At 44.9% G+C, this 26,639-nt stretch carries 28 protein-coding genes and 2 riboswitches; of the genes, 20 read left to right on the top strand and 8 right to left on the bottom strand.

Annotated elements, in window-relative coordinates:
- Positions 1 to 48: 48 nt before the first annotated feature.
- Entirely contained in the window at positions 49 to 561 is a 513-nt protein-coding gene (locus D9X91_RS04930; protein ID WP_121679447.1) for a DoxX family protein, read from the bottom strand.
- Positions 562 to 967: 406 nt separating this feature from the next.
- Here D9X91_RS04930 and thiM point away from each other — a divergent pair, with 406 nt between their 5' ends.
- From thiM to thiE, 3 genes are read left to right on the top strand one after another with little or no spacing between them, the layout of a single operon-like run.
- Entirely contained in the window at positions 968 to 1,783 is an 816-nt protein-coding gene (gene thiM, locus D9X91_RS04925) for a hydroxyethylthiazole kinase (protein WP_267900799.1), read from the top strand.
- Positions 1,784 to 1,789: 6 nt separating this feature from the next.
- Positions 1,790 to 2,596: a bifunctional hydroxymethylpyrimidine kinase/phosphomethylpyrimidine kinase gene (gene thiD, locus D9X91_RS04920; protein WP_121679445.1), complete on the top strand. Its 807-nt coding sequence runs from the start codon at positions 1,790 to 1,792 to the stop codon at positions 2,594 to 2,596.
- Positions 2,597 to 2,608: 12 nt separating this feature from the next.
- A complete protein-coding gene (gene thiE, locus D9X91_RS04915; protein ID WP_233569631.1) occupies positions 2,609 to 3,277 on the top strand; it encodes a thiamine phosphate synthase in 669 nt (222 codons plus the stop codon).
- Between the two features lie 43 nt (positions 3,278 to 3,320).
- Here thiE and D9X91_RS04910 read toward each other — a convergent pair whose 3' ends face one another.
- Together D9X91_RS04910 and fbpA are read right to left on the bottom strand one after the other, a co-directional pair.
- Complete coding sequence (locus tag D9X91_RS04910) at positions 3,321 to 3,626, bottom strand: MerR family transcriptional regulator (protein ID WP_121679443.1); 306 nt, start codon at positions 3,624 to 3,626, stop codon at positions 3,321 to 3,323.
- A gap of 140 nt (positions 3,627 to 3,766) precedes the next feature.
- The gene (fbpA, locus tag D9X91_RS04905) at positions 3,767 to 3,922 is read right to left on the bottom strand and encodes a Fur-regulated basic protein FbpA (protein WP_121679442.1); all 156 of its coding nucleotides are present in this window, start codon (positions 3,920 to 3,922) and stop codon (positions 3,767 to 3,769) included.
- 410 nt (positions 3,923 to 4,332) lie between these two features.
- On the opposite strand from fbpA, the gene D9X91_RS04900 reads away from it, so the two are divergent.
- The 7 genes from D9X91_RS04900 to D9X91_RS04870 all read left to right on the top strand — a co-directional run bounded on the left by D9X91_RS04900 (position 4,333) and on the right by D9X91_RS04870 (position 12,714).
- Positions 4,333 to 5,031 carry a polysaccharide deacetylase family protein gene (locus D9X91_RS04900; RefSeq protein ID WP_121679441.1) on the top strand — a complete coding sequence of 233 codons (699 nt, stop codon included), beginning with the start codon at positions 4,333 to 4,335 and terminating at the stop codon, positions 5,029 to 5,031.
- Between the two features lie 80 nt (positions 5,032 to 5,111).
- Positions 5,112 to 6,506, top strand: a complete 1,395-nt coding sequence (locus D9X91_RS04895; RefSeq protein WP_121679440.1) for a bifunctional metallophosphatase/5'-nucleotidase — start codon at positions 5,112 to 5,114, stop codon at positions 6,504 to 6,506.
- A gap of 24 nt (positions 6,507 to 6,530) precedes the next feature.
- Positions 6,531 to 7,049, top strand: coding sequence for a GNAT family N-acetyltransferase (locus D9X91_RS04890; RefSeq protein ID WP_199738073.1), 519 nt, complete (start codon positions 6,531 to 6,533; stop codon positions 7,047 to 7,049).
- An 89-nt stretch (positions 7,050 to 7,138) separates the two neighbouring features.
- Positions 7,139 to 7,243, top strand: a riboswitch (SAM riboswitch).
- Between the two features lie 90 nt (positions 7,244 to 7,333).
- Positions 7,334 to 8,674: a Na+/H+ antiporter NhaC family protein gene (locus D9X91_RS04885; protein ID WP_121679439.1), complete on the top strand. Its 1,341-nt coding sequence runs from the start codon at positions 7,334 to 7,336 to the stop codon at positions 8,672 to 8,674.
- 238 nt (positions 8,675 to 8,912) lie between these two features.
- Entirely contained in the window at positions 8,913 to 9,722 is an 810-nt protein-coding gene (gene proC, locus D9X91_RS04880) for a pyrroline-5-carboxylate reductase (protein WP_121679495.1), read from the top strand.
- Positions 9,723 to 9,779: 57 nt separating this feature from the next.
- A riboswitch (purine riboswitch) is annotated at positions 9,780 to 9,881 on the top strand.
- Between the two features lie 201 nt (positions 9,882 to 10,082).
- On the top strand, positions 10,083 to 11,876 hold the full coding sequence (ade, locus tag D9X91_RS04875) for an adenine deaminase (protein WP_121679438.1): 1,794 nt from the start codon (positions 10,083 to 10,085) through the stop codon (positions 11,874 to 11,876).
- A gap of 268 nt (positions 11,877 to 12,144) precedes the next feature.
- Positions 12,145 to 12,714: a methyltransferase family protein gene (locus tag D9X91_RS04870; protein WP_121679437.1), complete on the top strand. Its 570-nt coding sequence runs from the start codon at positions 12,145 to 12,147 to the stop codon at positions 12,712 to 12,714.
- 449 nt (positions 12,715 to 13,163) lie between these two features.
- On the opposite strand, the gene D9X91_RS04865 is transcribed toward D9X91_RS04870, so the two are convergent.
- A complete protein-coding gene (locus D9X91_RS04865; protein ID WP_121679436.1) occupies positions 13,164 to 13,724 on the bottom strand; it encodes a maltose acetyltransferase domain-containing protein in 561 nt (186 codons plus the stop codon).
- Positions 13,725 to 13,796: 72 nt separating this feature from the next.
- Between D9X91_RS04865 and D9X91_RS04860 the strand changes: the two genes are divergently transcribed.
- On the top strand, positions 13,797 to 14,117 hold the full coding sequence (locus D9X91_RS04860; protein WP_121679435.1) for a YciI family protein: 321 nt from the start codon (positions 13,797 to 13,799) through the stop codon (positions 14,115 to 14,117).
- Positions 14,118 to 14,180: 63 nt separating this feature from the next.
- Here D9X91_RS04860 and D9X91_RS04855 read toward each other — a convergent pair whose 3' ends face one another.
- The 4 genes from D9X91_RS04855 to D9X91_RS04840 form a co-directional block, all read right to left on the bottom strand.
- Positions 14,181 to 14,408, bottom strand: coding sequence for a hypothetical protein (locus tag D9X91_RS04855; RefSeq protein WP_121679434.1), 228 nt, complete (start codon positions 14,406 to 14,408; stop codon positions 14,181 to 14,183).
- A gap of 107 nt (positions 14,409 to 14,515) precedes the next feature.
- Positions 14,516 to 15,169 carry an SIMPL domain-containing protein gene (locus tag D9X91_RS04850; protein WP_121679433.1) on the bottom strand — a complete coding sequence of 218 codons (654 nt, stop codon included), beginning with the start codon at positions 15,167 to 15,169 and terminating at the stop codon, positions 14,516 to 14,518.
- 7 nt (positions 15,170 to 15,176) lie between these two features.
- Positions 15,177 to 15,572 (bottom strand): hypothetical protein, encoded by a 396-nt coding sequence (locus D9X91_RS04845; RefSeq protein ID WP_121679432.1) that lies wholly within the window; start codon positions 15,570 to 15,572, stop codon positions 15,177 to 15,179.
- A 124-nt stretch (positions 15,573 to 15,696) separates the two neighbouring features.
- Positions 15,697 to 16,653: an L-lactate dehydrogenase gene (locus D9X91_RS04840; protein WP_121679431.1), complete on the bottom strand. Its 957-nt coding sequence runs from the start codon at positions 16,651 to 16,653 to the stop codon at positions 15,697 to 15,699.
- A 162-nt stretch (positions 16,654 to 16,815) separates the two neighbouring features.
- Here D9X91_RS04840 and D9X91_RS04835 point away from each other — a divergent pair, with 162 nt between their 5' ends.
- The 9 genes from D9X91_RS04835 to D9X91_RS04795 all read left to right on the top strand — a co-directional run bounded on the left by D9X91_RS04835 (position 16,816) and on the right by D9X91_RS04795 (position 26,487).
- Positions 16,816 to 17,817: a DUF3231 family protein gene (locus D9X91_RS04835; protein ID WP_121679430.1), complete on the top strand. Its 1,002-nt coding sequence runs from the start codon at positions 16,816 to 16,818 to the stop codon at positions 17,815 to 17,817.
- Between the two features lie 203 nt (positions 17,818 to 18,020).
- Positions 18,021 to 19,013: a LacI family DNA-binding transcriptional regulator gene (locus tag D9X91_RS04830; protein WP_121679429.1), complete on the top strand. Its 993-nt coding sequence runs from the start codon at positions 18,021 to 18,023 to the stop codon at positions 19,011 to 19,013.
- A 25-nt stretch (positions 19,014 to 19,038) separates the two neighbouring features.
- On the top strand, positions 19,039 to 20,349 hold the full coding sequence (locus tag D9X91_RS04825) for an ABC transporter substrate-binding protein (RefSeq protein ID WP_121679428.1): 1,311 nt from the start codon (positions 19,039 to 19,041) through the stop codon (positions 20,347 to 20,349).
- A 112-nt stretch (positions 20,350 to 20,461) separates the two neighbouring features.
- Positions 20,462 to 21,757, top strand: a complete 1,296-nt coding sequence (locus D9X91_RS04820) for a carbohydrate ABC transporter permease (RefSeq protein ID WP_121679494.1) — start codon at positions 20,462 to 20,464, stop codon at positions 21,755 to 21,757.
- 25 nt (positions 21,758 to 21,782) lie between these two features.
- Positions 21,783 to 22,610, top strand: coding sequence for a carbohydrate ABC transporter permease (locus tag D9X91_RS04815; RefSeq protein WP_121679427.1), 828 nt, complete (start codon positions 21,783 to 21,785; stop codon positions 22,608 to 22,610).
- A gap of 36 nt (positions 22,611 to 22,646) precedes the next feature.
- Positions 22,647 to 23,375 (top strand): ThuA domain-containing protein, encoded by a 729-nt coding sequence (locus D9X91_RS04810; RefSeq protein ID WP_121679426.1) that lies wholly within the window; start codon positions 22,647 to 22,649, stop codon positions 23,373 to 23,375.
- A gap of 14 nt (positions 23,376 to 23,389) precedes the next feature.
- Positions 23,390 to 24,421 carry a Gfo/Idh/MocA family protein gene (locus D9X91_RS04805; protein WP_121679425.1) on the top strand — a complete coding sequence of 344 codons (1,032 nt, stop codon included), beginning with the start codon at positions 23,390 to 23,392 and terminating at the stop codon, positions 24,419 to 24,421.
- Positions 24,422 to 24,465: 44 nt separating this feature from the next.
- Positions 24,466 to 25,506, top strand: coding sequence for a Gfo/Idh/MocA family protein (locus D9X91_RS04800; RefSeq protein ID WP_121679424.1), 1,041 nt, complete (start codon positions 24,466 to 24,468; stop codon positions 25,504 to 25,506).
- Between the two features lie 12 nt (positions 25,507 to 25,518).
- Positions 25,519 to 26,487 carry a sugar phosphate isomerase/epimerase family protein gene (locus D9X91_RS04795; RefSeq protein WP_121679423.1) on the top strand — a complete coding sequence of 323 codons (969 nt, stop codon included), beginning with the start codon at positions 25,519 to 25,521 and terminating at the stop codon, positions 26,485 to 26,487.
- The last annotated feature ends 152 nt before the right edge of the window (positions 26,488 to 26,639 follow it).

Genomic DNA, 26,639 nt, shown 5'->3' with positions numbered 1-26,639 from the left:
TCCAGAGTCTCCCCACCCATTCAATTTGGTGAATGGGTGGAGTTTTCATTATAATGATTTCTGCAAGGCGATTTCACTACTTTCTTGCGATGCATTTCTGTTCATATTCTTTGAAAGTATTCCATCCAAACCCCATTTTCCTGCATTCATACCTGAAATGATGATAAAAAAAGTTAGCAGGACAAGCTGTGGGTTCGTACTCGTTGAACCACTGAATAGATAAGAAATATTCATGAGCAGGGCAAAGAAAGCACTTGTTTTCGTAAAGCACCCCATAAGAAGGCCGATTCCCACCAAAAGCTCCCCCCACATAACAAGGATGGTGAATACATCAGCATTTGGTAGAATCAAATGCTCAAGGAAGAATCCCCACCAAGGCTGAACAGCAGGATGACTGCCGCTGGTTTTGCTAAGGGCTTGCTGTAAAAAGCCTGACGCGTCAAATTCGCCGCCTAAGATTTTTTCGAGACCAGCCGTTAACCATGTATATCCTAAATAAAGACGGATAATGGCCAAAATAAAGGAAGGAACCATGCCTTCACGTATGTACTTAATTATCATGGAAATTTACCTCCTGAAAAAACATTAATGAAATTGATAATCATTATCAATTAATAAATTATCATAACCCATGACAACTTAAAATCATCCTTTTGACTCAATTTATAAAATGTAAAAAAATGGATGGTGCCTGTCACCCTGGTTGCAGGATAAGGGGTTTCGTAGTAGACTCTAAGTATAGTTGAATATGTTTCCGGGAGCCCGTGGGAAAGGGCTGAGAGTATGGCTGGACCGCCATAGACCGTTGAACCTGTTGGGTAATGCCAGCGTAGGAAAGTTATGAATGAGAGATACACTTTGCTTGCGCGCAAAGTGTTTTTTTGCGTTAGCAGATCACTTTCCCGCGGCGGTTCCCCACAATGGAGCCGTTTTTTATTTTTATTTTGCAGAAGGAGAGGGAAATAAATTGAATATCAGTGGAAAATTAGTGAAATTAAGAGAAAAGAAGCCGCTTGTCCATAACATGACGAATGTGGTCGTAACGAATTTTACTGCGAATGGGCTGTTGGCGATCGGCGCTTCCCCGGTCATGGCTTTTGCCAAAGAAGAAGTGGCCGATATGGCGGCAATTGCTGGGGCGCTTGTGTTGAACATCGGGACACTTGAAAAGGACCTGATAGATTCGATGATCATTGCAGGGAAATCTGCAAATGAAAATGGCGTGCCAGTCCTGCTTGATCCTGTTGGAGCAGGTGCGACAACGTTCCGGACAGAACAGGCGAAGCGAATTTTGAGCGAAATCAACGTAAACGTATTACGCGGAAATGCCGCGGAAGTTGCCAACGTGATCGGCGAAGAATGGTCCATCAAGGGAGTCGACGCAGGTGAAGGCAGCGGGGATGTCATTCAAATGGCGAAAAAGGCGGCCCAACAGCTGCATTGTACCGTCGTCATCACGGGAAAAACAGACGTCGTTTCCGATGGCGATCAAACTTACCTTGTCAATAATGGCCACCCGCTTTTGACCAGTGTAACCGGAACCGGATGTCTATTGACATCTGTCATCGGAGCATTCTGCGCCATCCATGAAGATCATGCCGAAGCAGCTCTTTCTGCCCTTGTCACTTACGGGGCTGCTGCAGAACAAGCAGCGGCATTAGCGGAAGCCCATGGGACCGGGACGTTTCAAATTGAATTTCTAAACCAGCTTTCCAAAATTACCGCGAATGAAATCGAGCAAATGGCGGACTATTCGCATGAAACTGCAGCAATGAAGGAGTGAGTACTCATGAAACAAGCAATGGCACTAACGATTGCAGGATCGGACAGCGGCGGCGGTGCAGGAATCCAAGCCGACCTTAAAACCTTTCAAGAATTGAAGGTTTATGGCATGTCAGCGCTCACAGCAGTGACCGCTCAAAATACCCTTGGTGTTCAAGGGGTATATCCAGTTCCCAAAGAAGGGGTCATCCAGCAATTGAATGCGATTGAAGAGGACCTTCGTCCGCAGGCGTTGAAGACCGGCATGCTCTTCAGTTCGGACATTATTGAAGCTGTGGCTGAACGGATTCATTCTTTTCAATGGAAAAATATCGTTGTCGATCCTGTCATGATAGCCAAAGGTGGTGCTTCACTCTTGTTGGAGGAAGCAATCGATGCTTTGAAGACACATTTGCTGCCGGTTGCTACAGTGATCACCCCGAACATTCCAGAAGCGGAAGTATTAACTGGCTTGAATATCATTACAGCTGATGACAAGAGAAGAGCTGTCGAGAAATTGACAGAGCTTGGTCCAAAGTATGTCATCCTCAAGGGGGGGCATGATGAAAATCCGAAAGAAGCGATTGATTTCTTTTATGACGGAAGCGAACTTAAAGAGCTGAGAAGTGAAAGAATACCGACAAAAAATACACATGGTACTGGATGTACATTCTCGGCGGCCCTTACAGCTGAGCTTGCAAAAGGGAAGAGTGTAGAAGATGCTGTTGAAACGGCCAAGCTTTTCATCCAGGCTGCCATCCAAAATTCCTTGGAAATCGGTAGTGGACATGGACCGACAAATCACTGGGCATACCAGGAGAACAATAAGCAATAGGAGATGCTTGAAATGAGAATTCCCAGTCATCAACTGAGAGACCTGCTAAAATTATATTTCATTATGGGCAGTCAAAATACCGATAAGGATCCCCGATTTGTATTGGAGGAAGCGATTCAAGGCGGCATCACCTTATTTCAATTCAGGGAAAAAGGTGAAGGCGCAAAAACTGGCGGAGAAAAGGAAGAACTCGCCCGCAGCCTGATGCAGCTTTGCCGAAATCATGGAATTCCTTTCATCGTGAACGATGACATTGATTTGGCCATAGCCATTGATGCAGATGGTGTCCACGTTGGACAGGACGATGAGGATGTGGCAGCGGTGCGCGAGCGGATTGGGGACAAAATCCTTGGAGTATCCGCCCATACGTTGAAAGAAGTCGAGGAAGCGATCGAGGACGGTGCGGACTATCTTGGCATCGGACCCATTTTTCCAACGGGCACCAAGCCGGATGCTAAAAAGCCCCAGGGTGATACGCTCATCCGGGCGGTCAGGAAGGAAAAGATCGACATTCCAATCGTGGGCATCGGCGGCATCACAGCAGAAAATGCTTCGTTTGTCATCCAAAGCGGGGCGGATGGGATTTCCCTTATATCAGCCATCAGCCAAGCTGCATCACCGAAGGAAAGCTCTAAGCAGCTTTTGGAAAGAATAATGGTGCCGTTAGCTCAAAATAAATAATTTGAAAATGTAAAAACCCGTTTCTTTGCATAGAAACGGGTTTTCACTTTGGCAGCTTAAAATGGGCATTCAGTTGGCCGCGGATCATCCGGTCGCGGATGTCTTTTTTCGTTTGTTCATTGAGCAGCTCCTGTTTGATTTCATTGGTTTGGACGCCTTCCTCACGTTTGTCGGCGATTTTCAATAATTGCTCGACATCGTAGAAAGAATACTTTCTCGTCCCGCGTTTCGAACGATCGGGGAATATCAATCCACGCTCCTCGTAATAGCGGATCTTCCGCTCAGAAAGTCCGGTCAATTCACTGACGATACCGATAGTAATGACTTTTTTATCTTTATAAGCGGACAACCCTCCCCCTCCTTATTTCCGTCCTGATCCCCTAGTTTTATCCCTTTTTCTTTTGATATATGTTCATTATCCTATTAATCTTTTGTTAATTCAAAGGTTATGTTAGAAAATCTAACATATATTCTGTCCTTTTAAGCTGATCATGGCTTGTTGACCTTTGCTGCAAGGCTTTTCAGTTCGCTTAATGTAAAAGAATACAAGATTTGATCCTTTGTTGTAAAAGTTCCCGTCCCTAATAGTCTTTGAATGTAATAGTGCCTCATCTTTTCCACACCGGCCCGTAGTTGATTTTTCATCTTTAAACACCTCCATCTTTTTCTATTCGAGCGACTGAAGAATTTTGGAAATTATCTATAGCTTAAAACAGTTTCGATCCCCTGTCATTGAACATGTCAGAAAATCTTACATGATTTTTTAAAAGGCTCTTTCCATAAAGTTTGTTACTATTAATCAAAGGATGTTCAAGTTTGATTTACGCGGAAGGAGGCTCGCTTTCTGAGGGGCCTCACACGAAGTGAGGTCGTTCGATGTTGGCACACGGATGTGCCGAACTTAATCGAACATCTGCCCAACCTCTCCTCGCTTCGCTGCGGGGTCTCAAATCTTCCGCTCCAATCAACTCCATATGAGAGTTATTTTATAGAAAAACTGTTAAATACAACAATCTTTGAGAAAAGAACCTTATAAAATGAATTTGAGGTGACTTATGAAAAAAACGCTTATCTTGATTGGCATCATCTTTGCAATAATTTTATTGTGGGCGTTCGGTACGTACAAATTAATGAATGCGAGAACATTTCAGCTGTTTGGCGGATTGACAAGTGAGGTGGATACAAAACAAAAAGTGGTGGCGATCACTTTTGACGACGGACCGACCAAAAATGTCGAGTCCATCTTGCCGTTGTTGGAAAATTACCATGCAAAAGCGACCTTTTTCTTGATCGGCAATGAATTGAAAAAGAATCCGGAGGAAGGCAAGAACATTGCTGATGCAGGACATCAAATCGGCAATCATAGCTTTTCACACCACCGGATGATTTTTAAATCTCCCGCATACATAAAAAACGAAATCGAAAGCACCGACAGGCTCATTCGAGAGACCGGGTATAAGGGAGAAATCGATTTTCGTCCCCCGAACGGCAAAAAACTTGTCGGCTTGCCCTATTATTTGAAAAAGCAAAACCGGGATACCATCATGTGGAGCCTTGAACCCGATACTTACAATCAATCGGCTTCAGAAAAAGTGAAATACGTCTCTGAACATGTAAAACCCGGGTCGATCATATTGCTCCACGCCATGTACGATCAGAAGGAACTGAAAGCGCTCGAAGGCATATTAAAAGAACTATCTAACAAAGGCTATCATTTCGTCACGGTCAATCAGCTGCAGTCGTTTGAAAAATAAGACCAGTTAATCTGGTGTAGAAAAAACTTGTCCAAACAAAAAGAAAATAATGGTAAAATTTAAAGGGAGGAGGGATAGGGATGAAATTAACCATCATACATACAAATGACTTGCACAGTCATTTCGAAAATTTCACAAGAGCAGCTTCATGGATACGAACCAATAAGACTGAGCATACATTGGTGCTTGACGGCGGGGATTTTGCCGATTTCAAAAGCATCGAGCTTCAAGGCACAAGAGGAATTGCAGCCATCGAACTATTGGAATCGGTCGGCTACGATGCCATTACAATTGGGAATAATGAAACATTCAACGGAGTGGACACACTTGAACATATGGCAGGCCGCAGCACCGTTCCATTCATCAGCAACAACCTGTTGAAAAAGGATCAAACGAAAATCGATGGTGTGTTCAGAAGCACGATCATTGAGAAAAATGGTCTTCGCATCCTGATAACCGGTTCGTCGCCAGACTTAGGGGTCTTCAACGATGGACTCGGCGTGTCGATCAGCTCCTATAAGGAGGCTGCTGAAGAAGAACTGAAAAGGAATCAAGGAAACTATGACATTTGCATTCTTCTAAGCCATATCGGCACGGAGGAGGATGAGAAGCTCGCTGAGGAAATAAACGGAATCGATATCATCATTTCTGCTCACGATCACCAGCTATACAAGGAAGCGAAAATTGTCAATGGTACGATCATGAACAGTGCAGGCTGCTACGGTGAGCATATTGGTTTTTTGGAGCTAGAGGCTTCAGAAGAAAAGATAGAGCTGCTTCGTTCAGGCACGATTGCAACTGATAACCTTCCAAGTGATGAAGAAACGGTCCGCCTTTTAAAAGAGAATAAAGATAGAGCTGTCGTAGTGCTTAGCCGTCCATTGTACCCGTTGGAAAAACCGCTCTGGCATGATGTGATCGAGGAGAATCCGATCTCCAATTTGATTGCGGATGGCTTAAAGGATATGCTGCAGGGTGATATCGGCATCATTAACAGCGGGATTGTCAATGCAGGCGCATTCGATTACCTTTCGAATAAAAAATTAGTGGAAATTTGCCCCTCCCCTTTAAATCCAACAACTTTTGAAATACAGGGGAAATACATCAAGCAGGCCTTGGAGGAATCACTTGATGCCCAGGTTTGCATGGCAGATGGCAGAGGTCCAGGATTTCGTGGGAAATATGCAGGGAAGCTCCATGTTTCTGGAGCGAAAATTGTCCATAATGGCAAAAAAATCGTGGAAATGTACATAGGTGATCGTCCGTTGGATGAAGAAGCATGGTACACGGTGGCGAGCTCCGATTACTTGCAGCGGGGGTCTGGCTACCCATCACTTGCCAATAACCGCAATGATCAATACCGTCCAGAAGAAATCCGCGATGTTATCCGGATGTATGCCGACAAGCCTGAATTCATTGATCGGGCTGTCGACAAAAGGTGGCGTGAGACAGCAAATGTGTCTGTCACTTTGTAGGAACATGAAAGGGAGTGGATGTGAATGATCACCATTAGAAGAGAGTATGTCATGGATGTTGATAAAATCAGGAAGATCCACGATGAAGCCTTCAAACAAAAGAATGAAGGAAAATTGGTCGACGCGATCAGAGAGTCAAAATATTTCATCCCCGAACTTTCCCTTTGCGCCGTGACAGATGAGGATGAACTGATCGGACATATTATGTTCAGCACGATCTTTCTCGAAACGGAAAAAGAAACAGTGCCAACCTTGGGGCTTGCACCGATGGCCGTCCTTCCAGGGCATCAGCATCAAGGCGTCGGATCGATGCTTGTTAAAGAGGGAAAAAATCGATGCAGGGAACTTGGATTCAAGCATATCGCAGTCCTTGGACATTCGGGCTTCTATCCCAGGTTCGGTTTTGAGATTTCAAAGAATAAAGGAATCGAGCCCCCTTTTCCGGTCCCTCCGGAAGCGTTCATGGTAATGGAGCTCGAAAATGGTTCGTTGGAAAACCTGAAAGGTAGAGTAAAATACCCGAAGGCTTTTGAAAGCGTTTGATTGAAAAAACGCGTCAAATCAAGAAAAAGAAACCATTTGACATATAATTAAAAACCGTTTATCGTAGTGAAATATATTCATATTGCAACTTCTTATCAAGAGAGACGGAGGGACTGGCCCTGTGATGTCTCGGCAGCGGACTCAATGTAGAGTGCTGTGCCAATTCCAGCAAGCGAAAACTTGATCGATAAGGAGGGTACTTTCATTACGTCGAATTTTGAATGGCCTCTTCTTATTGTTAAGAAGGGGCCTATTTTATTACTTCAACGAGAGAGGTGCTTGAAATGATGAACGAAAGAGGGAATCCATGGGCTTTATTGCCATTATTCATATTCTTGGCTTTATTTGTAGGCTCGGGTATCATTACCGGCGACTTTTATAAACTGCCTGTCCTTGTAGCGATCTTGATCGCCGCGGCAGTCGCCTTGACATTTAACCGTAAGCGAAGCTTCATGCAAAAGGTTGAAAGCTACGCGAAAGGTGCAGGGCATCCGGATATTATGATCATGGTGTTCATTTTCATCCTGGCAGGTGCATTTTCTGCAACAGCGAAAGGAATGGGAGCAGTTGATTCGACTGTCAACCTTGCCTTGAACATTTTGCCGCAAAATTTATTAATTGTCGGAATCTTCGTAATCGGGGCGTTCATTTCGTTGGCAATGGGAACATCAACCGGTACGATTGCGGCCTTGGCTCCGATCGGTGTCGGCATCAGCCATGAAACGGATATTTCGTTGGCGTTGTCAATGGCTGCGGTCATTGGAGGAGCGATGTTCGGGGATAATTTATCGATTATATCCGATACGACGATTGCCGCTGTAAGATCGCAGAAAACAGAGATGAAGGACAAGTTTAAAGTGAACTTTTTCATCGTCCTGCCTGCAGCAATTTTGACCATTGTCATTTTATTTTTCATGACGCAGGGTTCCCAATCCAGTGTGGATCATCATTCCTATAGCTTCGTGAAAATTTTGCCTTACATCGGTGTATTGGTTGCTGCACTATTCGGAGTGAATGTCATGGGTGTTCTGGCAGGGGGAATCGCCCTTGCAGGAATCATCGGATTGTCGGACGGGTCATTTACACTTTCCACTCTTTTTGGAAAAATGACTGATGGAATCGGGGAAATGTCCGAACTGATCATCTTGACTCTCTTGATCGGCGGTTTGGTTGAAATCATTCGGATTAATGGTGGAATTCAATATCTACTCAACTTGATGACAACCAAAATCAGCGGGAAAAAAGGAGCAGAATTCGGTATTGCAGGTCTTGTCAGCTTGACGAACCTTGCCACAGCGAATAACACAATTTCGATTATTTTCACGGGTCCGCTTGCGAAAAATATTTCCGACCGATATGGAATCGATCCCCGCAAGTCGGCGAGTATTCTCGATATTTTCTCTTGCTTTATTCAGGGAATCATTCCATACGGTGCACAAATGCTGGCGGCCGCAGAGTTCGCCAAAGTTTCACCGATGAATATCCTGCCGTACAACTTCTATCCGATTTTAATCGGCGTGTGCGGAGTCGGTGCAATTTTGATCAATTTCCCAAGGCTTTCTACAAAACCTTCGAAAGCGGGGAAACCAGCTCAATCTGCAAAAGCAGAACCGCAGCAATCCTAAAATGATCGAAGCTGTATGAAAGGCAGCGCAAGGCTGTCCCAAAGAATGTGCCAGGCAGCATCCTTCCATGGTATAGTAGAAAAAACGATTTTCTGCTTTGCCAGGACGAGGAAATGCCTGGTGCCTTTGGGGCAGCCTTTTTTGCTTTCCGCGTGTTATAATGGACCATCTGAGAATGATAGTAATGAATGAAAAAATCGAGAATAAGATAACTGAAAAGACGGGAAGTGATCATGATATGAAGAAAAAAATTGGATTTATAGGCTGTGGAAATATGGCACAGGCGATGATCGCGGGGATGATCAGGTCAGAGGTGATCCCTCCTGAGCAAATCATGGCAAGTGCCTTTACAGAAGCGACGCTGATTGAAGTCAGGAAAAACTATCATATTCACATCTCGCAGGACAATAAGGCTGTTGCTGCGTTTGCAGATATCCTGTTCCTGGCCATCAAGCCAGATCAATATAAAAAGGTGATCAATGAAATCAAGGATGCGGTCGGCGATGATACGATCGTGGTGACCATTGCAGCCGGGATAACGATCGACGCGATGAACGAAGCGCTTCGAGAAGGTGCAAAGGTCGTCCGGACGATGCCGAACACGCCATCACTTGTCGGGGAAGGATTGAGTGCCCTCTGTCCAAATGAGTTTGTGGAGAAAGAAGAATTGCAGGATGTAAAAGTTCTCTTCGAAAGCTTCGGTAAAGCCGAGGTGATCCAAGAAGATCTGATGGATGCGATACCTGCGATCAGCGGTTCGTCCCCTGCTTATGTGTTCATGTTCATTGAGGCTCTGGCAGATGGAGGGGTCATGCAGGGCATCCCGAGGAAGCAGGCCTATCGTTTGGCAGCCCAAGCAGTTTTGGGCGCAGCGAAAATGGTCCTTGAAACAGGGATGCACCCTGGAGAATTAAAGGATCAAGTATGCTCTCCGGGCGGTGCAACGATTGAAGCGGTCACGACCCTTGAACAGAAACAATTCCGGGGAGCTGTATTATCCGCGATGGAAAGCTGTACGAAAAAAGCAAAGGATTTGGCCAAATCTTAGTCTAAATTCCTAGTTGACCAGCCGCTCCTTTCGTCATATAATGTTCCTTAAAACATTTGAATATCGTTTGTTTTCTAATGTATATACCTGGGAATATGGCTCAGGCGTCTCTACCGGATCACCGTAAATCATCCGACTACGTCAGAAAACGATGGGAAAAGGGCTTTTTTTCATAGATAAATGCCGTTTTCCCTCGTTGACTCATATTTTTGAGATTGGATTGAACAGTGGGCCAGACACCTGGGATGCGCTCAAGCAAGGAGATGCCGTATATTTCTATTGCTTGGGGTGATTCTAAAAGGTGCAGGAGCTGTTTCGTCCAATCTCTTTTTTATATAGAAAGAAGGGAGAATCATATATATGACAAGACATCATAGAAAAAGTCTCGTTGAGGTAAAGGAGCATTTGGCACAAGTTGCGCTGGGGAAGAAGCCTGCCGATTTGGTCGTTAAAAATGGAAAGCTGATCAATGTTTTTACAAAAGAAATTCTTGATGGCAAAGATATCGCGGTCTCTGAAGGAAGAATCGCTTTTGTCGGGGATGCAAAGCATACCATCGGAGAAGGGACACGTGTTATCGATGCCGATGGCCGCTACTTGGTCCCAGGTTTACTGGACGGCCATATGCATGTGGAAAGCACGATGCTGAGCGTCACTGAATTCTCAAAAGCAGCTTTGGCAAAAGGGACGACTGCGGTGTTCATGGATCCACATGAAATGGCGAATGTATTTGGCTTGGAAGGCGTGCGCATGATGCATGATGAAGGAAAGAACTTGCCATTAAAGGTCTTCACGACCATTCCATCGTGTGTACCCGCCACAGAGGAGCTTGAAGATGCCGGGGCATCATTGGGAGTCAAAGAAATCAAGGAAGGCTTGAACTGGGATGAGCGCGTCGCTGGACTTGGCGAGGTGATGAACTTCCCAGGCGTCGTTTTCGGAGATGAAAAGACGACGGGGGAAATCAGTGAAACCATCCTTGCTGGAAAAGCGGTTACCGGGCACTTTCCAAGCACGGATGAAAAAATGCTCCAAGCCTATATTGCAGCCGGTGTGACATCCTGTCATGAAACGGTGACGAAGGAAGACGGGCTGGAAAAACTGCGTGCCGGACTTCACTTGATGATCCGGGAGGGATCGGCATGGCACGATGTTAAAGAAGTCATCAAAGTCGTGACGGAAGACCATGTGTGCACCGACAATATTTCATTGGTGACCGATGACGTATACCCGCAGACATTGGTCGACAAAGGGCATTTGAATCATGTTGTCAGAAGGGCGATCGAAGAGGGCGTGGATCCGATCGTTGCCGTTCAAATGGCGACCATCAACGTCGCACGCTATTTTCATATGGAGAAAGATTTGGGCAGCTTGACGCCGGGAAAATGTGCAGACATTTTATTGATGGACAACTTGGAGAAAATGGTCCCATCCACCGTCATCACGGATGGTCAAATCGTTTACGCAGATGGAGGATTGCAGGTTGAATTTGAACGGTATGATTATCCGGAGAAAGTGAAGAATTCAATCAGGCTGCCTCGTCAGCTCGCGTCAGAGGATTTTCTGTTAAAAAGCAAACATGACAAGCCCGTGACCAAAGTAAATGTTATCCATGCGATTGAAAATAGTGCACGTACGGCAAAGATGACAGCGGATCTTCCTGTCGAGGAAGGTGTCATCCAGCCTGATTTGGAACAGGACATCGTGCGCCTTGCCTGCATTGAACGGCATAATGGAACAGGTCAGATTTCCAATAACTTTGTCCATGGCTTCCAGCTGAATAGAGGTGCCGTTGCATCCACTGTCGCCCATGACAGTCATAACCTTATTGTAATGGGGACAAACGAAGAAGATATGGCGTTTGCTGCCAACGAACTCGTGAAAATGGGCGGCGGCATGATCGTTGTCAATAACGGACAGATACTTGGCAAAGTAGCGATGCCGATCGCCGGCTTGATGTCAGACCAGCCGCTGGACGTCGTCGTCAAGGAAGTGCAGGAGCTTGAAGCAGGCTGGAAGGAACTGGGCTGTCCATTGAATGCACCGTTTATGACATTTTCCTTGATTGCCTTGCCAGTCATTCCCGAAATCCGGATTACAAACAGGGGACTGGCAGATGTGACGGAATTCAAATTGATTGAAACGGAATTATAAGATGTGAAAAGGCGCTGCCGAAATGTCGTAACCGGTTCGGATTTCGAGCGCAAAATCCAATTAGCAGTCCAATTTTACAAACGGAAATTGGACTGCTTTTTTTAAAAGTCATAAGAAGGAGTTTCAAGGAGAATTAAGGGGAATTGCATATTCAAATTGGCAGGTTAAAGCGGATGCTGATTACTTTGCTAAATAAAATTTTATAAAGAGGGCTTATTTGGGTAATTGTGTTATAAAATTAATAAATGGTATTTAAGGGGGGGATTTAGTGGTAGGAATTAGTTTATTTGCAGAGGTTGCATTTTATCTATGGGTATTATCTGAAATTGCTATTTTAATAAAAACTAAACTTCAAAGAAAAAATGTCGTCTCGGAAAATAAAGATAAGGGGTCTATTTTATTCATTGTTTTAGGCATTTTTGTTTGTATGTTCTTGAATCAACTATGTAGTACTATGAAAATTGGCTATGTAAACGAAGTATTTTCGAATTTAGGCTCATTTTTAATTATTGTAGGTGTATTTGTTCGAATTTGGGCAGTGGTTGTATTAGGCAGACACTTCTCCTTGTCGGTCTCTGTGGATTCTAAACAAAAAATCATACAAAATGGTCCTTACCGTATGGTCCGACATCCTGCCTATACTGGCATGTTGATGACTTTTATTGGTATTGGTCTTGCTTTTAATACGTGGGTTGGATCTTTAATTTCGTTTATCTTTTTTCTCATTGTATTCGGTTATCGAATACGCATAGAGGAAAAAGCGTTGGCGGAGATGTTTCCAAATGATTATCCGGGATATATTCAAAAGACTTTCAGATTAATTCCATTTGTTTGGTAGAAGGTGACCTTAAATCAATTAACCGAAACTTTAGTTCAGTAAACTCATATAGAAAAAAAGCTCAAGGCATAAAGCTCTGAGCATTTTTTATGTAAATATCTAGTTTTCCAGCCACAAATGCCATTTGATACTTCAAATTCGAACCCGTCTGGATTGTCGACGGCGTCTTTTTCAGTTTTTTTCATGTTCAAAGGGGGTGCTGGATTGGATATCAGCGAAAAGTGTGGATTTATCTACGAAATTACCATTTTAATTTTATCTACGAAAATCGATCATATATTTCGAAATTATTAAAATATCGATGATTCGACACTTGTCAACAATTTACGCTTGCTTTTGCCTCTAGATTTAACCTTCTCCAGTCGTATACAAATCATTCAGTACCGCTAATAGAGAAATAAAAAAACCGGACACCCCCATATCCCGATCGCTCGGTTACGATGCAAGAATTAAAGTTCGATCTGCTTGATGATCCGTGCGGGATTGCCTCCGACCACCACATTGTCCGGCACATCCTTGGTCACGACGGCACCGGAAGCTACCACGACGTTATCACCGATTGTGACACCTGGATTGATGATGGCGCCTCCGCCGATCCAGGCATTATCGCAGATCGTCACGGGTTTGCCGAACTCTTTCCCGGAATTTCTATCCACCGGATGAAGTGGATGCGCCGCTGTGTAGATATGTACACCTGGTGCCAACATACAGTTGTCTCCGATCCGGACCTCGCATACATCGAGGATCGTGCAGTCGAAGTTAGCGTAAAAGTTTTCTCCAACATGAATGTTATAGCCATAGTCGCAGCGGAAATTAGTTTCCATGTAGATGTGGTCTCCAGTCGATCCGAACAGTTCTTTCAGGAGCTGTGACCGTTTTTCCTCTTCCGTTTCAGTTGTACTATTGAATTGGCGGGTCAAACGACGGGCATTTCTGCGGTCATTGATTAATTCCTCGTCCCCGGCAATGTAAAGCTCCCCCGCGATCATTTTCTTTTTTTCGGTTATCAACTAGAACACTTCCTTTTCGGTTGGTGGATAATCTATTACAATCATACTATAAACAAGATAGGGGATGGGAATATGAGAGAGCAATATGTTTATATCCTGAAATTGATTCCGGAATTGCTGAACGAAGAAAATTGGACTGAAAAAGAGAATGGCATTGTCGCCGAACATTTCGAGGCGCTGCAGGAGCTGAAAGCCGATGGCAAGCTCATCCTTGCGGGGCGGACATTGAATATGGATGAAACGACATTCGGCCTGGCAGTCTTTGAAGCAGACAGCGAACAACAAGCAAAGGAAATCATGGAAAGCGACCCTGCAGTCAAAAAAGGCATCATGACTGCCACTCTCTTTCCCTACCGAGTGGCTTTGTTCAGTGAAGCGAACATATCCAAATAGGGGATATTCAAAAAGCTCCGCACCTTTATAGAATAAGGGTGAGGAGCTTTTTTATCGTTCCCATTAAATCTCTCTTTCATTTTGTACTCGCTTCTCTCTAATCAACATCAATATCCCGAGTATGAAAAAACAAAACCCGCCGACGATGCTTGATATGAGGGAAATCCATGCAGCTGGTGCAATGGTCCCATCCCCGAGCGCGCCGGTTCTTGGCTTATTCCAGCTGTACAGGAAGTATAAGGGAAGCAATATCATCATGGCAGATCCCGCCAGTAAAAGATACTTTCTCATGAACGCCTCCTTGAAAAAGATGGATTTTTATCTATTTTAACATATTTTACTAAAAGGGTGACAGGCACCATCCAGAAAATGGATGGTGCCTGTCACCCTTTTGAACCTTATATTTTATATTCGACGCGGAGGGAGGAGGTGATGGTGTTTTTCCCTGCTTCGATCGGGGTGGTGCTTTTGGCAGCCTGCATATAGGCCATGGGAATGGGTTCGGAGATGGAGCCTGATTGCTCCAAAATTTTCATCGGAACCGGATCGGCTTTTTTCCCGAGTGACCTTGACAGGGTTTTGGCTTTTTGATTGGCGTCCTTCAAGGCAAGTGTCAATGCTTTTTGATAGTATTGATCCTGGTCAGAGACAAGGAATTGGATGTTTTGGACGGTATTTGCTCCGCTTTCGACAGCTTGATCAATCAATTTGCCCGTCATTTCAGGAGTCGAGATCGTGACGGTCAACAGGTGAGTCACCTGGTATCCCCGCAAAATTTGCTTACCCTCGATGTAGTCATATTGAGGGGATATCCGATAATCCTTTGTCTGAATATTTTCCCGTGGAATCCCCATTTTAACGATCGAATCAATCACATTTGTGGTGTCTTTCGCATTTTCAGCCTGGGCCGCGGCCAAGTCTTGGTTTTCGGTCGTGACGCCCAACGTCAGAACAACTGTATCCGGTGATGCTTTGACAGTCCCTTCACCTAGGACAGTGACAGTTGTCGGTGAATCACCGGTGGGTGGTTTAAAGTTTGGATTTCGATTCATCAGGCACCTACACACATTGAAAGGAAGAAATTTGTTTTAAGCTGACACCGTAATAGATCCACATATAGCCAACCCAGCGGTACCCGGATATTGATTGTCTCCCTACATATGTCGGGTAGAACCAGAACGATTGGCCATTGCGCAGCCAAATATAAGTGTAGCGATATCGGCAGCCTTTGATGGCGCCTGGATCCACCGCTTTTAGACTGGCGCTTTGTGACAGTTGGATATTCGGCGGCGGGCCTGAAGGCGGTTGATTATGCCCATCACCCGGGCCATGCTGGCCAGGAGGCGGCTGGGAAGGAAAGTGGTCTGGGCCAATTATTGGCGGTGCAGGAATCCCCACTGGTCCCGGCACTGAAGGAAATGGAGGGAAGGGTGGAAACGATGGTCGGTAAAACATATTACCAGCTCCTCAAACGTATTCCTTTTATTCATATGGGAAAACAAAATATGTGTGCATGCCTACACATACTAGTTCTTCACAAAAAAACGCTTGGTTTCCCAAGCGTTTCTGAAAATCAATCTTATTTTAAAAGTTCGGCATGGTCGATGATTCCTCTTAACAAATCGGCAGAAGCATTGAGCTGTTGTTTCTCATGCTCATCCAACGGCAGTTCAATGACCTTTCGAATTCCTTGCCGGTTGATGATAGCAGGAACTCCGATATATAGATCGTCCACACCATATTCACCTGTCATCAAGGCAGAAATGGTCAATATGCTGTTTTCGTTATGAAGGATGGCCTTCGTAATCCGGGCAAGTCCCATAGCGATACCGTAATAAGTGGCACCTTTGCGTTCGATGATTTGATACGCGGCATCCTTCACATTAAGAAAGAGCTTATCCAGATCGGCAGCCACTTGTGGATCCTTTATATCTATCAACTCATGAAGCGGACTTGCTCCGATTGTCGCATGGCTCCAGACAGGAAATTCGGAATCGCCATGTTCCCCCATGATATAGGCATGAACATTACGTGTATCGATGTCGAAGTAGCTGCCGAGCAAATAGCGGAAACGTGCCGTATCCAAGATCGTCCCGGAGCCAATGACCTGTTCCTTAGGAAGGCCGGAAAACTTCCAGGTCGCATATGTTAAAATATCGACTGGATTCGTCGCAATCAAAAAGATCCCATTAAATCCGCTTTCCATTACGGAGTCGACGATGCTTTTAAAAATCTTTAAGTTTTTTTCAACAAGGTCTAGTCTGGTTTCACCAGGTTTTTGATTAGCCCCCGCAGTAATGACGACAATGTCTGCATCTGCACAATCCCTATATTCACCTGAGCGGATCTTCATCGGGGAAGAAAAGGAAAGGCCGTGGCTTAAGTCCATTGCATCTCCCAGCGCTTTGTCTTTATTCACATCGATCATGATCAATTCTTGGGCAATCCCTTGATTCAGCATGGCAAATGCATAACTGGAGCCAACAAATCCTGTTCCTATCAAAGCGATTTTATGATGAGACCGTTGAGCTTGCATTCTTATCACCTTCATTTTAATTTTTATGTGAAAATATTCACAAACTAATTATACCAGCATTTCATTTAAAATGACACCCTATTTTTTCCTTGAAAAATGAATAATTTTACGTAAAAAAAGAAAAATACTCCTATATGATATGTACGTTATGGAGGGATCAGTTTGACTGACAAAATGAAAGTCAATGCAACCGAGCTGGGTACATTGTGGATGACCTATCAAGAGAAAACGTTGATAATCCAGTTCCTGGAATATTTTATTACCAAATCTGATGATCAGGAAGCAAAAGAAATTTTGAAGAGCTTATTGAGAGACCTTAATGGAAGTATTGAAAAAATTAAGTTGATTTTGAAAAGTGAAGGAATGGCCATACCGGTTGCCTTCGATTCGAGTGATGTTAATTTGGATGCCCCGAAACTTTATGATAACGGATTTGATATAATGTTTATCCGGGTTCTGAAGCAAATCAGCATGGGAATGTATACGCTGCATATCAGTATGGCCTATCGGGAAGATATTGTCATGCTATATAAGGACCTCACCGCCATCACACAAAAAATCTATAATCAATGTACGCAGTATTTGCTGAAAAAGAATATTTTGACACCACCCCCTAATATGACGGTTCCAACATCGGCTCAATTTATCAAGAGCCTTCAGTATTTAAGCGGTTTTCGATTGTTCGGTCCGAAGAGATCATTAAATACGATAGAAATGGGCTATATGCAGCATGCGATTGAAACCAACTGTGTAGGATTGCAGCTTGTGACAGGATTTGCCCAATGTGCAGAAGATGCGCATATAAAAAAATACTTTGTAAAAGGGAAAGGGCTCTCGAAAAAAATCATGAAAGAATATGAAGAGATCCTCATTGATAGTGATGTACCGATTTCCACTGGTACAAGGAGCACGGTGACGACATCGACTGAGCCGCCATTTTCCCAGAAGATGATGATGTACACCATTTATTTACTCAATTCCTTCGGGCTTGGGAGCGGCAGTTTCGGGGCGATATTCAGCATGAGAAAGGACTTAATCGCTAAATCAGCCCTCCTGACAAAAGACATCTATGATTACGCACAGGAAGGCGTCAAAATCATGGTGAAAAAAGGATGGATGGAAGAGCCTCCACATATAGAGGACCGCTCACAAATCATTAAATAGTTCATGAAAGTAAAAAAGGTATGCCCCTTCGGTGACAGGCACCACAGGGGGTATGCCTATTTTTTATAATAAAATAAATTTTCTAAAAACATCTTGAAAGGATTGTGAATATGGTTTAAACTTTCTTTGAAAACGATTTCATGAAATCGATTTCAATGACCTTTCAAAATAGGGAAAGGGGATGATTATTAGGAGGAGAACTAATGGCAACCATTTCGGATGTAGCTAGGCTTTCAGGACTATCGAGATCGACGGTTTCCAGGGTGCTGAATAATTATCCATATGTATCGGAAGAAAAGAAGCGCTTGGTCAATGAAGCGATGGAGCAGCTGAATTATTTTCCGAATGCTTCAGCCCAAAAATTAAGAAACCAAAAAACGGAGACGATAGCTGTGCTTATCCCGATGCTCACCAATCCATTTTTTGCGTATCTTCTGCAAGGCATCGATACGATTGCCACTGAGAACGGATTCCAGCTTCTTGTCTGCCAGACGAGATATGATAAGGAAAAAGAGCTGAATTTCTTGAATTTGCTAAAATCCAAACAAGTAGACGGCATCATCTTAACTTCTATTGAAAACTCTTGGGATCAGCTGGAGCCATTCTTGAAGTATGGCCCGATCGTGATGTGCAATGAATATGAGAAAACGGCAAAAAATGTACCAAGTGTGCGTCTCGATCAAGTATACGGGGGCTACATAGCCACAAGGCATCTTATCGAAAAAGGTCATTCAACGATTGCGTACTGCAGGGGAGCTTTTCGAAGCGGGATTGCAAGCGATCGTGAAATCGGCTACAGACTCGCGTTGGAAGAATTCAATCTCCCATATCGAGAAGAATTGATGTTCAGAGCGGCTGCAGATAGCCGTGATGGCGAAGAAGTCTTTAAGAAGCTGATGACTCTTAAAGAAAGGCCGACAGGGATATTTACCGGAAGCGACCAAGTGGCTGCCGGGATCATCAAACAGGCCAAATTAAATGGCATCGAAGTACCTAAGGAATTGGCGGTTGTCGGCTTCGACGATCAGCCGATAGCCGAGATCGTGGTTCCTGAGATCACCACCGTGAAACAGCCCATTCATGAAATTGGGGAAAAAGCCATGGGGTTGATGTTGAATCTCCTGCTTCCGAATGAATCAGATTCGATAGAGGAAGTGGAGCTCCAACTACAATTGATTGAAAGAGCTTCTACCTAAAATAAATTGGCAAAGGGGAAAAAAGATGAAAACTTTTAAAAAGTCTAAAGCACTTGCAGCTGCAGCACTCTCACTTACCCTCGCATTAGGAGCATGTTCAAGTAATTCCACCGATGACACCGCATCCAAAAATGACAACAAAGGCGACAGCGACAAACAAGTTACGCTTGTGTATGCAAGAGGAAAAGATGTGACAAAAGGAACGGAAAAAACAGTCGAAGCCTTTGAAAAATCCCATCCAAATATCAAAGTTAAATTCCGTGAAATGCCGTCTGATTCTGGGCAGCAGCATGATGCATACGTCACTGCATTAAACGCGAAGTCCTCCGAGATCGATGTATTCGATATGGACGTTGTATGGCCGGCTGAATTTGCCCAAGCGGATTATGTTCTGCCGCTGGATCGCTTCATCCAACAGGACAATGTCGATTTGTCGCAATATAACCAAGGTGCCTTATCAGCAGCACAATTCAACGGAAAGCAATGGGCATTGCCGAAGTTCATCGATGCCGGCTTGCTTTTCTATCGTACAGACTTAGTCAAAAAAGACGAAATCCCGAAAACATGGGATGACTTGATTGCACAGGCAAAAGCGAAAAAAGGACAAGGTGGAACGAAATTTGGCTACGTCATGCAGGCGAAACAGTATGAAGGCCTTGTATGTAACGCAATCGAATTCGTTGCAGCCTACGGCGGGCAGTTCATCAACGACAAAAATGAAGTCGTTGTCAACAGTCCGGAAACCATTAAAGGCTTAAAGAAAATGGTTGAAGTCGCACAGTCCGATTTTGTCCCAGGAAACGTGACAAACTTCACGGAAATTGAATCCGATCAAGCCTTCATCGAAGGGCAGACGCCATTCCTTCGCAACTGGCCGTATGAATATGCAAGTGCGAATGATAAAGAAAAATCCAAGATCGCAGGCAAGGTCGGCATCGCACCGCTTCCAGCGGGCGACAAGGGTTCAGCTGCAGCCCTTGGCGGTTGGTTGGCTGGAATCAATAAATATTCTAAACATCCGAAAGAAGCTTGGGAATTCCTTAAGTTCATGGCAGGTGCAGAAGGTCAGAAAATCGATGCCATTTATGGCGGCCATGCACCGACAATCACGAAGCTGTATGATGATCCGGATGTCATCAAAGCGAACCCGACTTTCGCCGATAAAGGGTTCCAGGAAGGTCTGAACGCTGCTGTACCGCGTCCAGTTGCAGCGAATTATCAAGAAATCTCCGAAATCATTCAAATCGAAGTTTCAAAGGCCATCGCGGGGTCTGAAACGGTCGAAGAAGCTGTGAAAAACATGGAAGCACAGATGAAAGAAAAGATAAAACAATAATAGGACCTTTATTGGGGCTTTGAGTCTGGCTGCACAAGGCCCCCCTTTTTTTATCTCATCATAAGGAAGTGAGAAAATGAAAAAGAGTTCTTCACCATCCAAAGGCAAGAAAATCAAGAATGAAAAATCCCATGAAAAAATCATGGCCTATTCCCTTGTTGCCCCCGCCCTTATCTTAATCCTGGTCATCGCCATCTGGCCCGTCCTGCAATCCTTTTATTTCAGCTTGTTCGACCTGAAGCTGAACAGCCCGACGAAATCTGAAACACATTTAAGCTACAGCATCGATCTGGAAAGATATCTAGACAACTACCCCTTTCTCGTAGGGGCGATCGACAATGAAATCAAAAAAAATCATGCACCCGACCAGCTTGGGAAAGCGAAAGACCAATTGGAAAAGCTGGATGCGAAAATCCAAAAAGATCCTAAAATAAAAAAGAACTATGACTTGGTAAATGATAAGCTGCTAAACTTCGAATCCATCGATCCGAGTATAGCGCTTTTAAAAATTGATAAAGATTTAGCAAACGAAATCGGCCATGTATCAAAAGAGGTTAAGGCAGAAGTGAAGAGTGCCGCGAAAGAGAAAAAGCTTGATCAGGAGAAGAAAATAGTAGGTCTGGCTTCCGGTATGCAGGATGTCGTGGTAAAGCCTAATTTCATTGGGTTGAAGCATTATATAAGCGACCTTTCTTCGAAACGGGTTTGGCGTGCACTTGGCAATACGATGACCTTTACCGTTCTATCGGTTGGAATTGAGCTCGTGCTAGGATTATCCATTGCCTTGTTGATCAATAAGGCCTTCGTCGGCAGGGGGCTTGTACGGGCTGCCATCCTGATTCCTTGGGCAATCCCGACAGCCGTTTCCGCGAAAATGTGGCAGTTCCTCTATGACGGCCAAAACGGAATCGTCTCGAAAATGTTTGAAAAGCTCGGACTTGTCGATTCGATGACGCATCTATTGACGACTGACACGGGTGCGATGTTTTCCGTAATCTTCGCGGATGTCTGGAAAACGACACCATACATGGCGTTATTGCTATTGGCTGGACTGCAGACGATCCCGGGATCCCTTTATGAAGCAGCATCAATCGATGGAGCATCGAAGTTCAAGCAATTTTTGACCGTCACATTGCCGCTGCTCAAATCGAGCCTGCTTGTTGCCTTATTGTTCAGGACGCTCGATGCCTTCCGCGTCTTTGACCTGATCTACGTCTTGACGGGAGGCGGACCAGCAAACTCAACGGAAACGATCTCCATTTTGGGCTACAAGATGATGTTCTCTCAAACGAATTTCGGTAATGGATCAGCCATTTCCGTCATCGTCTTTATATGTGTAGCGATCATCTCCATCATCTACATAAAATTCCTCGGAAGGGACTTGTTGAATGATGGCACAGGAAGATAACCCAAAGGAAAAGGAGGGACGGTAAATGAATAAAAAGGCAGGACTATTATTCTATGTATTTTTGTTTTTGTTCATCTTTGTCGTGATGTTTCCATTCCTATGGATCCTCCTGGCATCGATCAAGCCTGCGACGGAATTATTCGGTGACAAAGCATTTACACCATTTTCCGATCATCCGACATTCAAAAACTATGTATCAGTATTCGTCAACTATCCGTTCTTAAGATATATGTGGAACAGTTTCATCGTTTCTGTCATTACGACGCTGTATACCGTTTTCGTCGCATCCTTTGCGGCATACGCGATTGCCCGATTAAATTTCAAGGGCAAGTCGTTCATCCTCGGCTTGGTGCTTTCGGTGACGATGTTTCCGCAAATCGCGACCATTTCACCGATCTATATTTTCATGAAGGACCTTGGATTGACCAACTCTTATCTGGGGCTGATCATTCCGTACACAACCATAACACTGCCGCTATCCATATGGATTTTGGTCACCTTTTTCAGGAAAATCCCATTTGATCTTGAAGAGGCGGCAAAAATGGACGGGGCGACCTTATTGCAAACGTATTGGAAAGTCATCTTCCCGTTGGCGGGGCCGGGGATTTTCACAACGGCGATCCTCGTGTTCATCGCTGCCTGGAATGAATTCCTCTTTGCCTTGACGATCAATACCGATGAACATTATAAAACCGTTCCGGTGGGGATCGCGATGTTCCAGGGGCAATATACGATCCCTTGGGGAGAAATATCTGCTGCGACCATCGTCATCACCGTGCCGCTCGTCCTGTTCGTCTTGTTATTCCAAAGACGGATTGTATCCGGACTTACTTCAGGTTCGGTAAAAGAATAAGAATCTATTATACTCATCAAAAAAGGAGATATTGCTATGTTAAAAGTTACGGTTTGGAACGAAAACCGCCATGAAAAAAAGGATCCACGAGTAAAGGAAATCTACCCCGACGGCATCCACGGGGCAATAGCGAATGCCCTTTCCACCCATGATTTCGATGTCAGGACAGCGACCCTTGATGAAGAGGAGCATGGTTTGACGGATGACGTGTTGAATCAAACCGATGTCCTTGTATGGTGGGGACACCTTGCCCATGATGAAGTATCCGATGAAATCGTCTCGAAAGTATCTGAAAAAGTGTTAAATGGCATGGGCTTGATCGTCCTCCATTCCGGACACTTTTCAAAGATCTTCAAAAAACTGATGGGGACTTCATGCGATTTGAAATGGCGTGAAGCAGGAGAAAAGGAAAGACTCTGGGTCGTCGATCCGAGCCACCCGATCGTTGATGGCATCGATTCCTACATCGAGCTGCAGCAGGAGGAAATGTATGGCGAGCACTTTGACATCCCAGCGCCTGATGAACTCGTATTCTTGAGCTGGTTCGAAGGCGGGGAAGTATTCAGGAGCGGATGCACGTATCGCAGAGGGAACGGCAAGATTTTCTATTTCCGTCCCGGCCATGAAACGTATCCAACATACCATGATGAAAATATCCAAAAAGTCATTGCCAATGCCGTCAGCTGGGCAGCACCAACAGACCATAAACGTCCGGTTTACGGAAATGCACAGCCGCTTGAAGCAATTAAGAACCAAGAAAACTAAGGAGTGAATACACAATGACAACAGTAAAAGTAGGTATCATTGGCTGCGGGAGCATTGCGTCCCACCGCCACATCCCTGAATATGCCAATCATCCTGATGTAGAAATCGTTGCCTTTTGTGACGTGAAACTGGAGCGTGCTGAAGAAAAAGCGGCAAAGTATGGCGGAAAAGTTTATGAAAGCTATGAAGAAATGCTGGCAAACCATGAAATCGACGCTGTCAGTGTTTGCACGCCAAATTATCTCCATGCCCCGGCATCGATTGCTGCATTGAATGCCGGCAAGCATGTATTATGCGAGAAACCGATGGCTACATCGAAGGAAGAAGCGGAAAATATGATTTCGGCTGCAAAGAAAAACGGCAGGAAATTGATGATTGGCCACAATCAACGCTTTGTACGCTCCCATGAAAAAGCGAAGCAATTGATCAAGGAAGGAGAAATCGGGAAGATTTACAGCTTCCGTACAGCGTTTGGCCATGACGGTCCTGAAGGCTGGAGCGTAGATGGCACGAACAGCTGGTTCTTCAAAAAAGACGAGGCATTCATCGGTGCGATGGGCGACTTGGGCGTACATAAAACCGACCTACTTCGATATATCTTGGGCGATGAAATTTCCGAAGTGTCCGCATTCGTCGGAACGCTTGCCAAAGAAGGGGCATCAGTCGATGACAATGCGGTCTGTATTTTGAAAACCGAGTCCGGCATCATCGGGACACTTGCTGCAAGCTGGTCTTATGTGGCGGGAGAAGACAACTCAACCATCATCTATGGTGAGAAAGGAATTATCCGCCTGGAAGAAAGCCCGGATTACTCGTTGATCGTTCAATACAAAAATGGGGAAGTCGTCAATTATGACCTCGGGAAAATACAATCGAACGACGAAGGCGGGCAAAACGACTCAGGTGTCATCCGCCACTTCATCGGAAGCATTAAAGAAGATCGCGAAACCCCGATTCCCGGAGAGGAAGGCATGAAATCATTGAATGTCATCCTGGCTGCATTGGAATCAAGCCAAACCGGCAAAAGCGTATCGGTAAAGAATTAACAGTTTCATACATTAAGATGAAAAATATAAAAGAAGGTGCAGCCATGAACAAATTGCGATTAGGAATCATCGGGGTTGGCGGAATTGCGATAGGCAGGCATATTCCGGCTTTCCAAAAACTGTCTGAGCAGGCTGCGATTACTGCCGTGACTGACGTGAACCTTGAACGTGCAGAAAGCGTGGCAAAGGAATTTAAAATTCCTCATGCTTTTGAAAGTTATCAGGATATGTTTCCACATGTGGATGCTGTCGTCATTTGCACGCCGAATAAGTTTCACGCAGAGATTACGGTCAAGGCATTGGAAGCAGGGCTTCATGTCCTTTGCGAAAAGCCGATGGCCATGACAACGGCAGAAGCGGAACAGATGGTTGAAGCATCGAAGCGAGCAGGGAAAGTATTGAGCATCGGGTTTCACTACCGCTTCATGAAAGAATCACAAGCAGCCAAAAAAGTGATTTTAGAAAATGAAATCGGCCAGCCGATCGTCGTTCGCATCCAGGCTTTAAGAAGGAGAAAGGTTCCGGGGTGGGGAGTATTTACAAACAAGAGCCTTCAAGGCGGGGGAAGCCTGATCGATTATGGCTGCCATCTGCTTGATCTTGCGCTATGGCTGATCGGAAACCCCGAGCCAGTGGAAGTATCGGGTACTGCTTATAATATTTTGAGCAAACAGCCAGATCAAGTGAATCTTTGGGGAACATTCAACCATGAAACATTTGATGTCGACGACCATGTGACGAGCTATGTCCGCTTCGATAACAATGTTTCCTTAATGCTGGAGACGACATGGGCGGCCAACATCGAGGAAGATCAAGAAACATTAAGCATCTCCGGAGATCAAGGCGGGCTGGATGTATTTCCGTTCCGGTTGAACTATGCTAAACATGGGATGTTGTTTAACAGCGCGGCATCATGGATTCCAGGCGAAGAAGATTACGGCTTGGAACAAGCAAGGAATTTTGTCGGGTCATGCCTCGGTCAAACGGAACAGCTCGTTAAGCCGGAGGAAGCTTTGCACGTAACCAAAATCATCGAAGCGATTTATGAAAGCAGCGAGAAAAAAAGAAGCATCATTCTTGAATAGGAGGAAATAACAATGAAATTAGGCGTGTTTACTGTATTATTTGCAGAGAAAACGTTCACTGAAATGCTCGACTATGTGAAAGATGCCGGGCTGAAGGCAGTTGAAATCGGAACAGGAGGATACCCTGGGAATGACCACTGCCCGTTGGATGAACTTCTTGAAAGCAGTGAGAAGCGTGAAGCCTACTTAAATGAAGTGACGAGCAGAGGCTTGGAAATCAGTGCGTTCAGCTGCCACGGGAATCCAATTTCCCCTGACGAAGCTTTTGCAAAGGAGTGCCGTGAAACGTTCACGAAAACGGTACGCCTCGCGGAATTATTGAACGTACCTGTCGTCAACTGTTTCTCCGGAACAGCAGGTGACCATGAAGGCGCCAAGCATCCGAACTGGCCGGTCGCTCCATGGCCAAACGAATATGGTGATGTATACAACTGGCAATGGGAAGAGAAACTGATTCCATATTGGAAAGAAGCAGGTCAATTTGCCAAGGATCATAATGTCAAAGTCGGCCTTGAGCTGCATGGCGGCTTCCTTGTTCACACACCATATACGATGTTGAAACTGCGTGAAGCCACTTGCGATGCCATCGGCGCCAACCTCGATCCGAGCCATCTTTGGTGGCAAGGCATCGACCCGGTCGCTGCAATCAAAATCCTGGGCAAAGCTGGAGCAATCCACCATTTCCATGCAAAGGATACCTACATTGATCAGGACAACGTCAATATGTATGGTCTTTTGGATATGCAGTCCTATGGAAACGTCCAATCCCGTGCTTGGACATTCCGATCCGTCGGCTGCGGCCATAGCATACAGGAATGGTCCGATATGATGAGCGCCCTTCGCACCTATGGCTACGATTACGTCGTCAGCATCGAACACGAAGATCCATTGATGTCGATTCCGGAAGGCTTCATGCGAGCTGTCACAAATCTGAAGGGAATCTTAATCGAAGAACAGCCTGCCGATATGTGGTGGGTGTAATAGATTCAATGAAAGCAAGTCTCCTCTGAGGGGACTTGCTTTTTAATGTTGAGTCGTTCGAATGCGATGGAATATGAAGGAAGGATTCCGTACAGGGAACGAAATAAGCAAATCCCATGGATACGCATCATTCAATAGTGAGTCCAGCGGCT

Origin of the sequence: Falsibacillus albus (genome assembly GCF_003668575.1) — a bacterium.
Classification (GTDB): Bacteria; Bacillota; Bacilli; order Bacillales; family DSM-25281; genus Falsibacillus; species Falsibacillus albus.
Note: the sequence above shows the minus strand (reverse complement) of the source record. Positions and strands in the feature narration are given on the sequence as shown.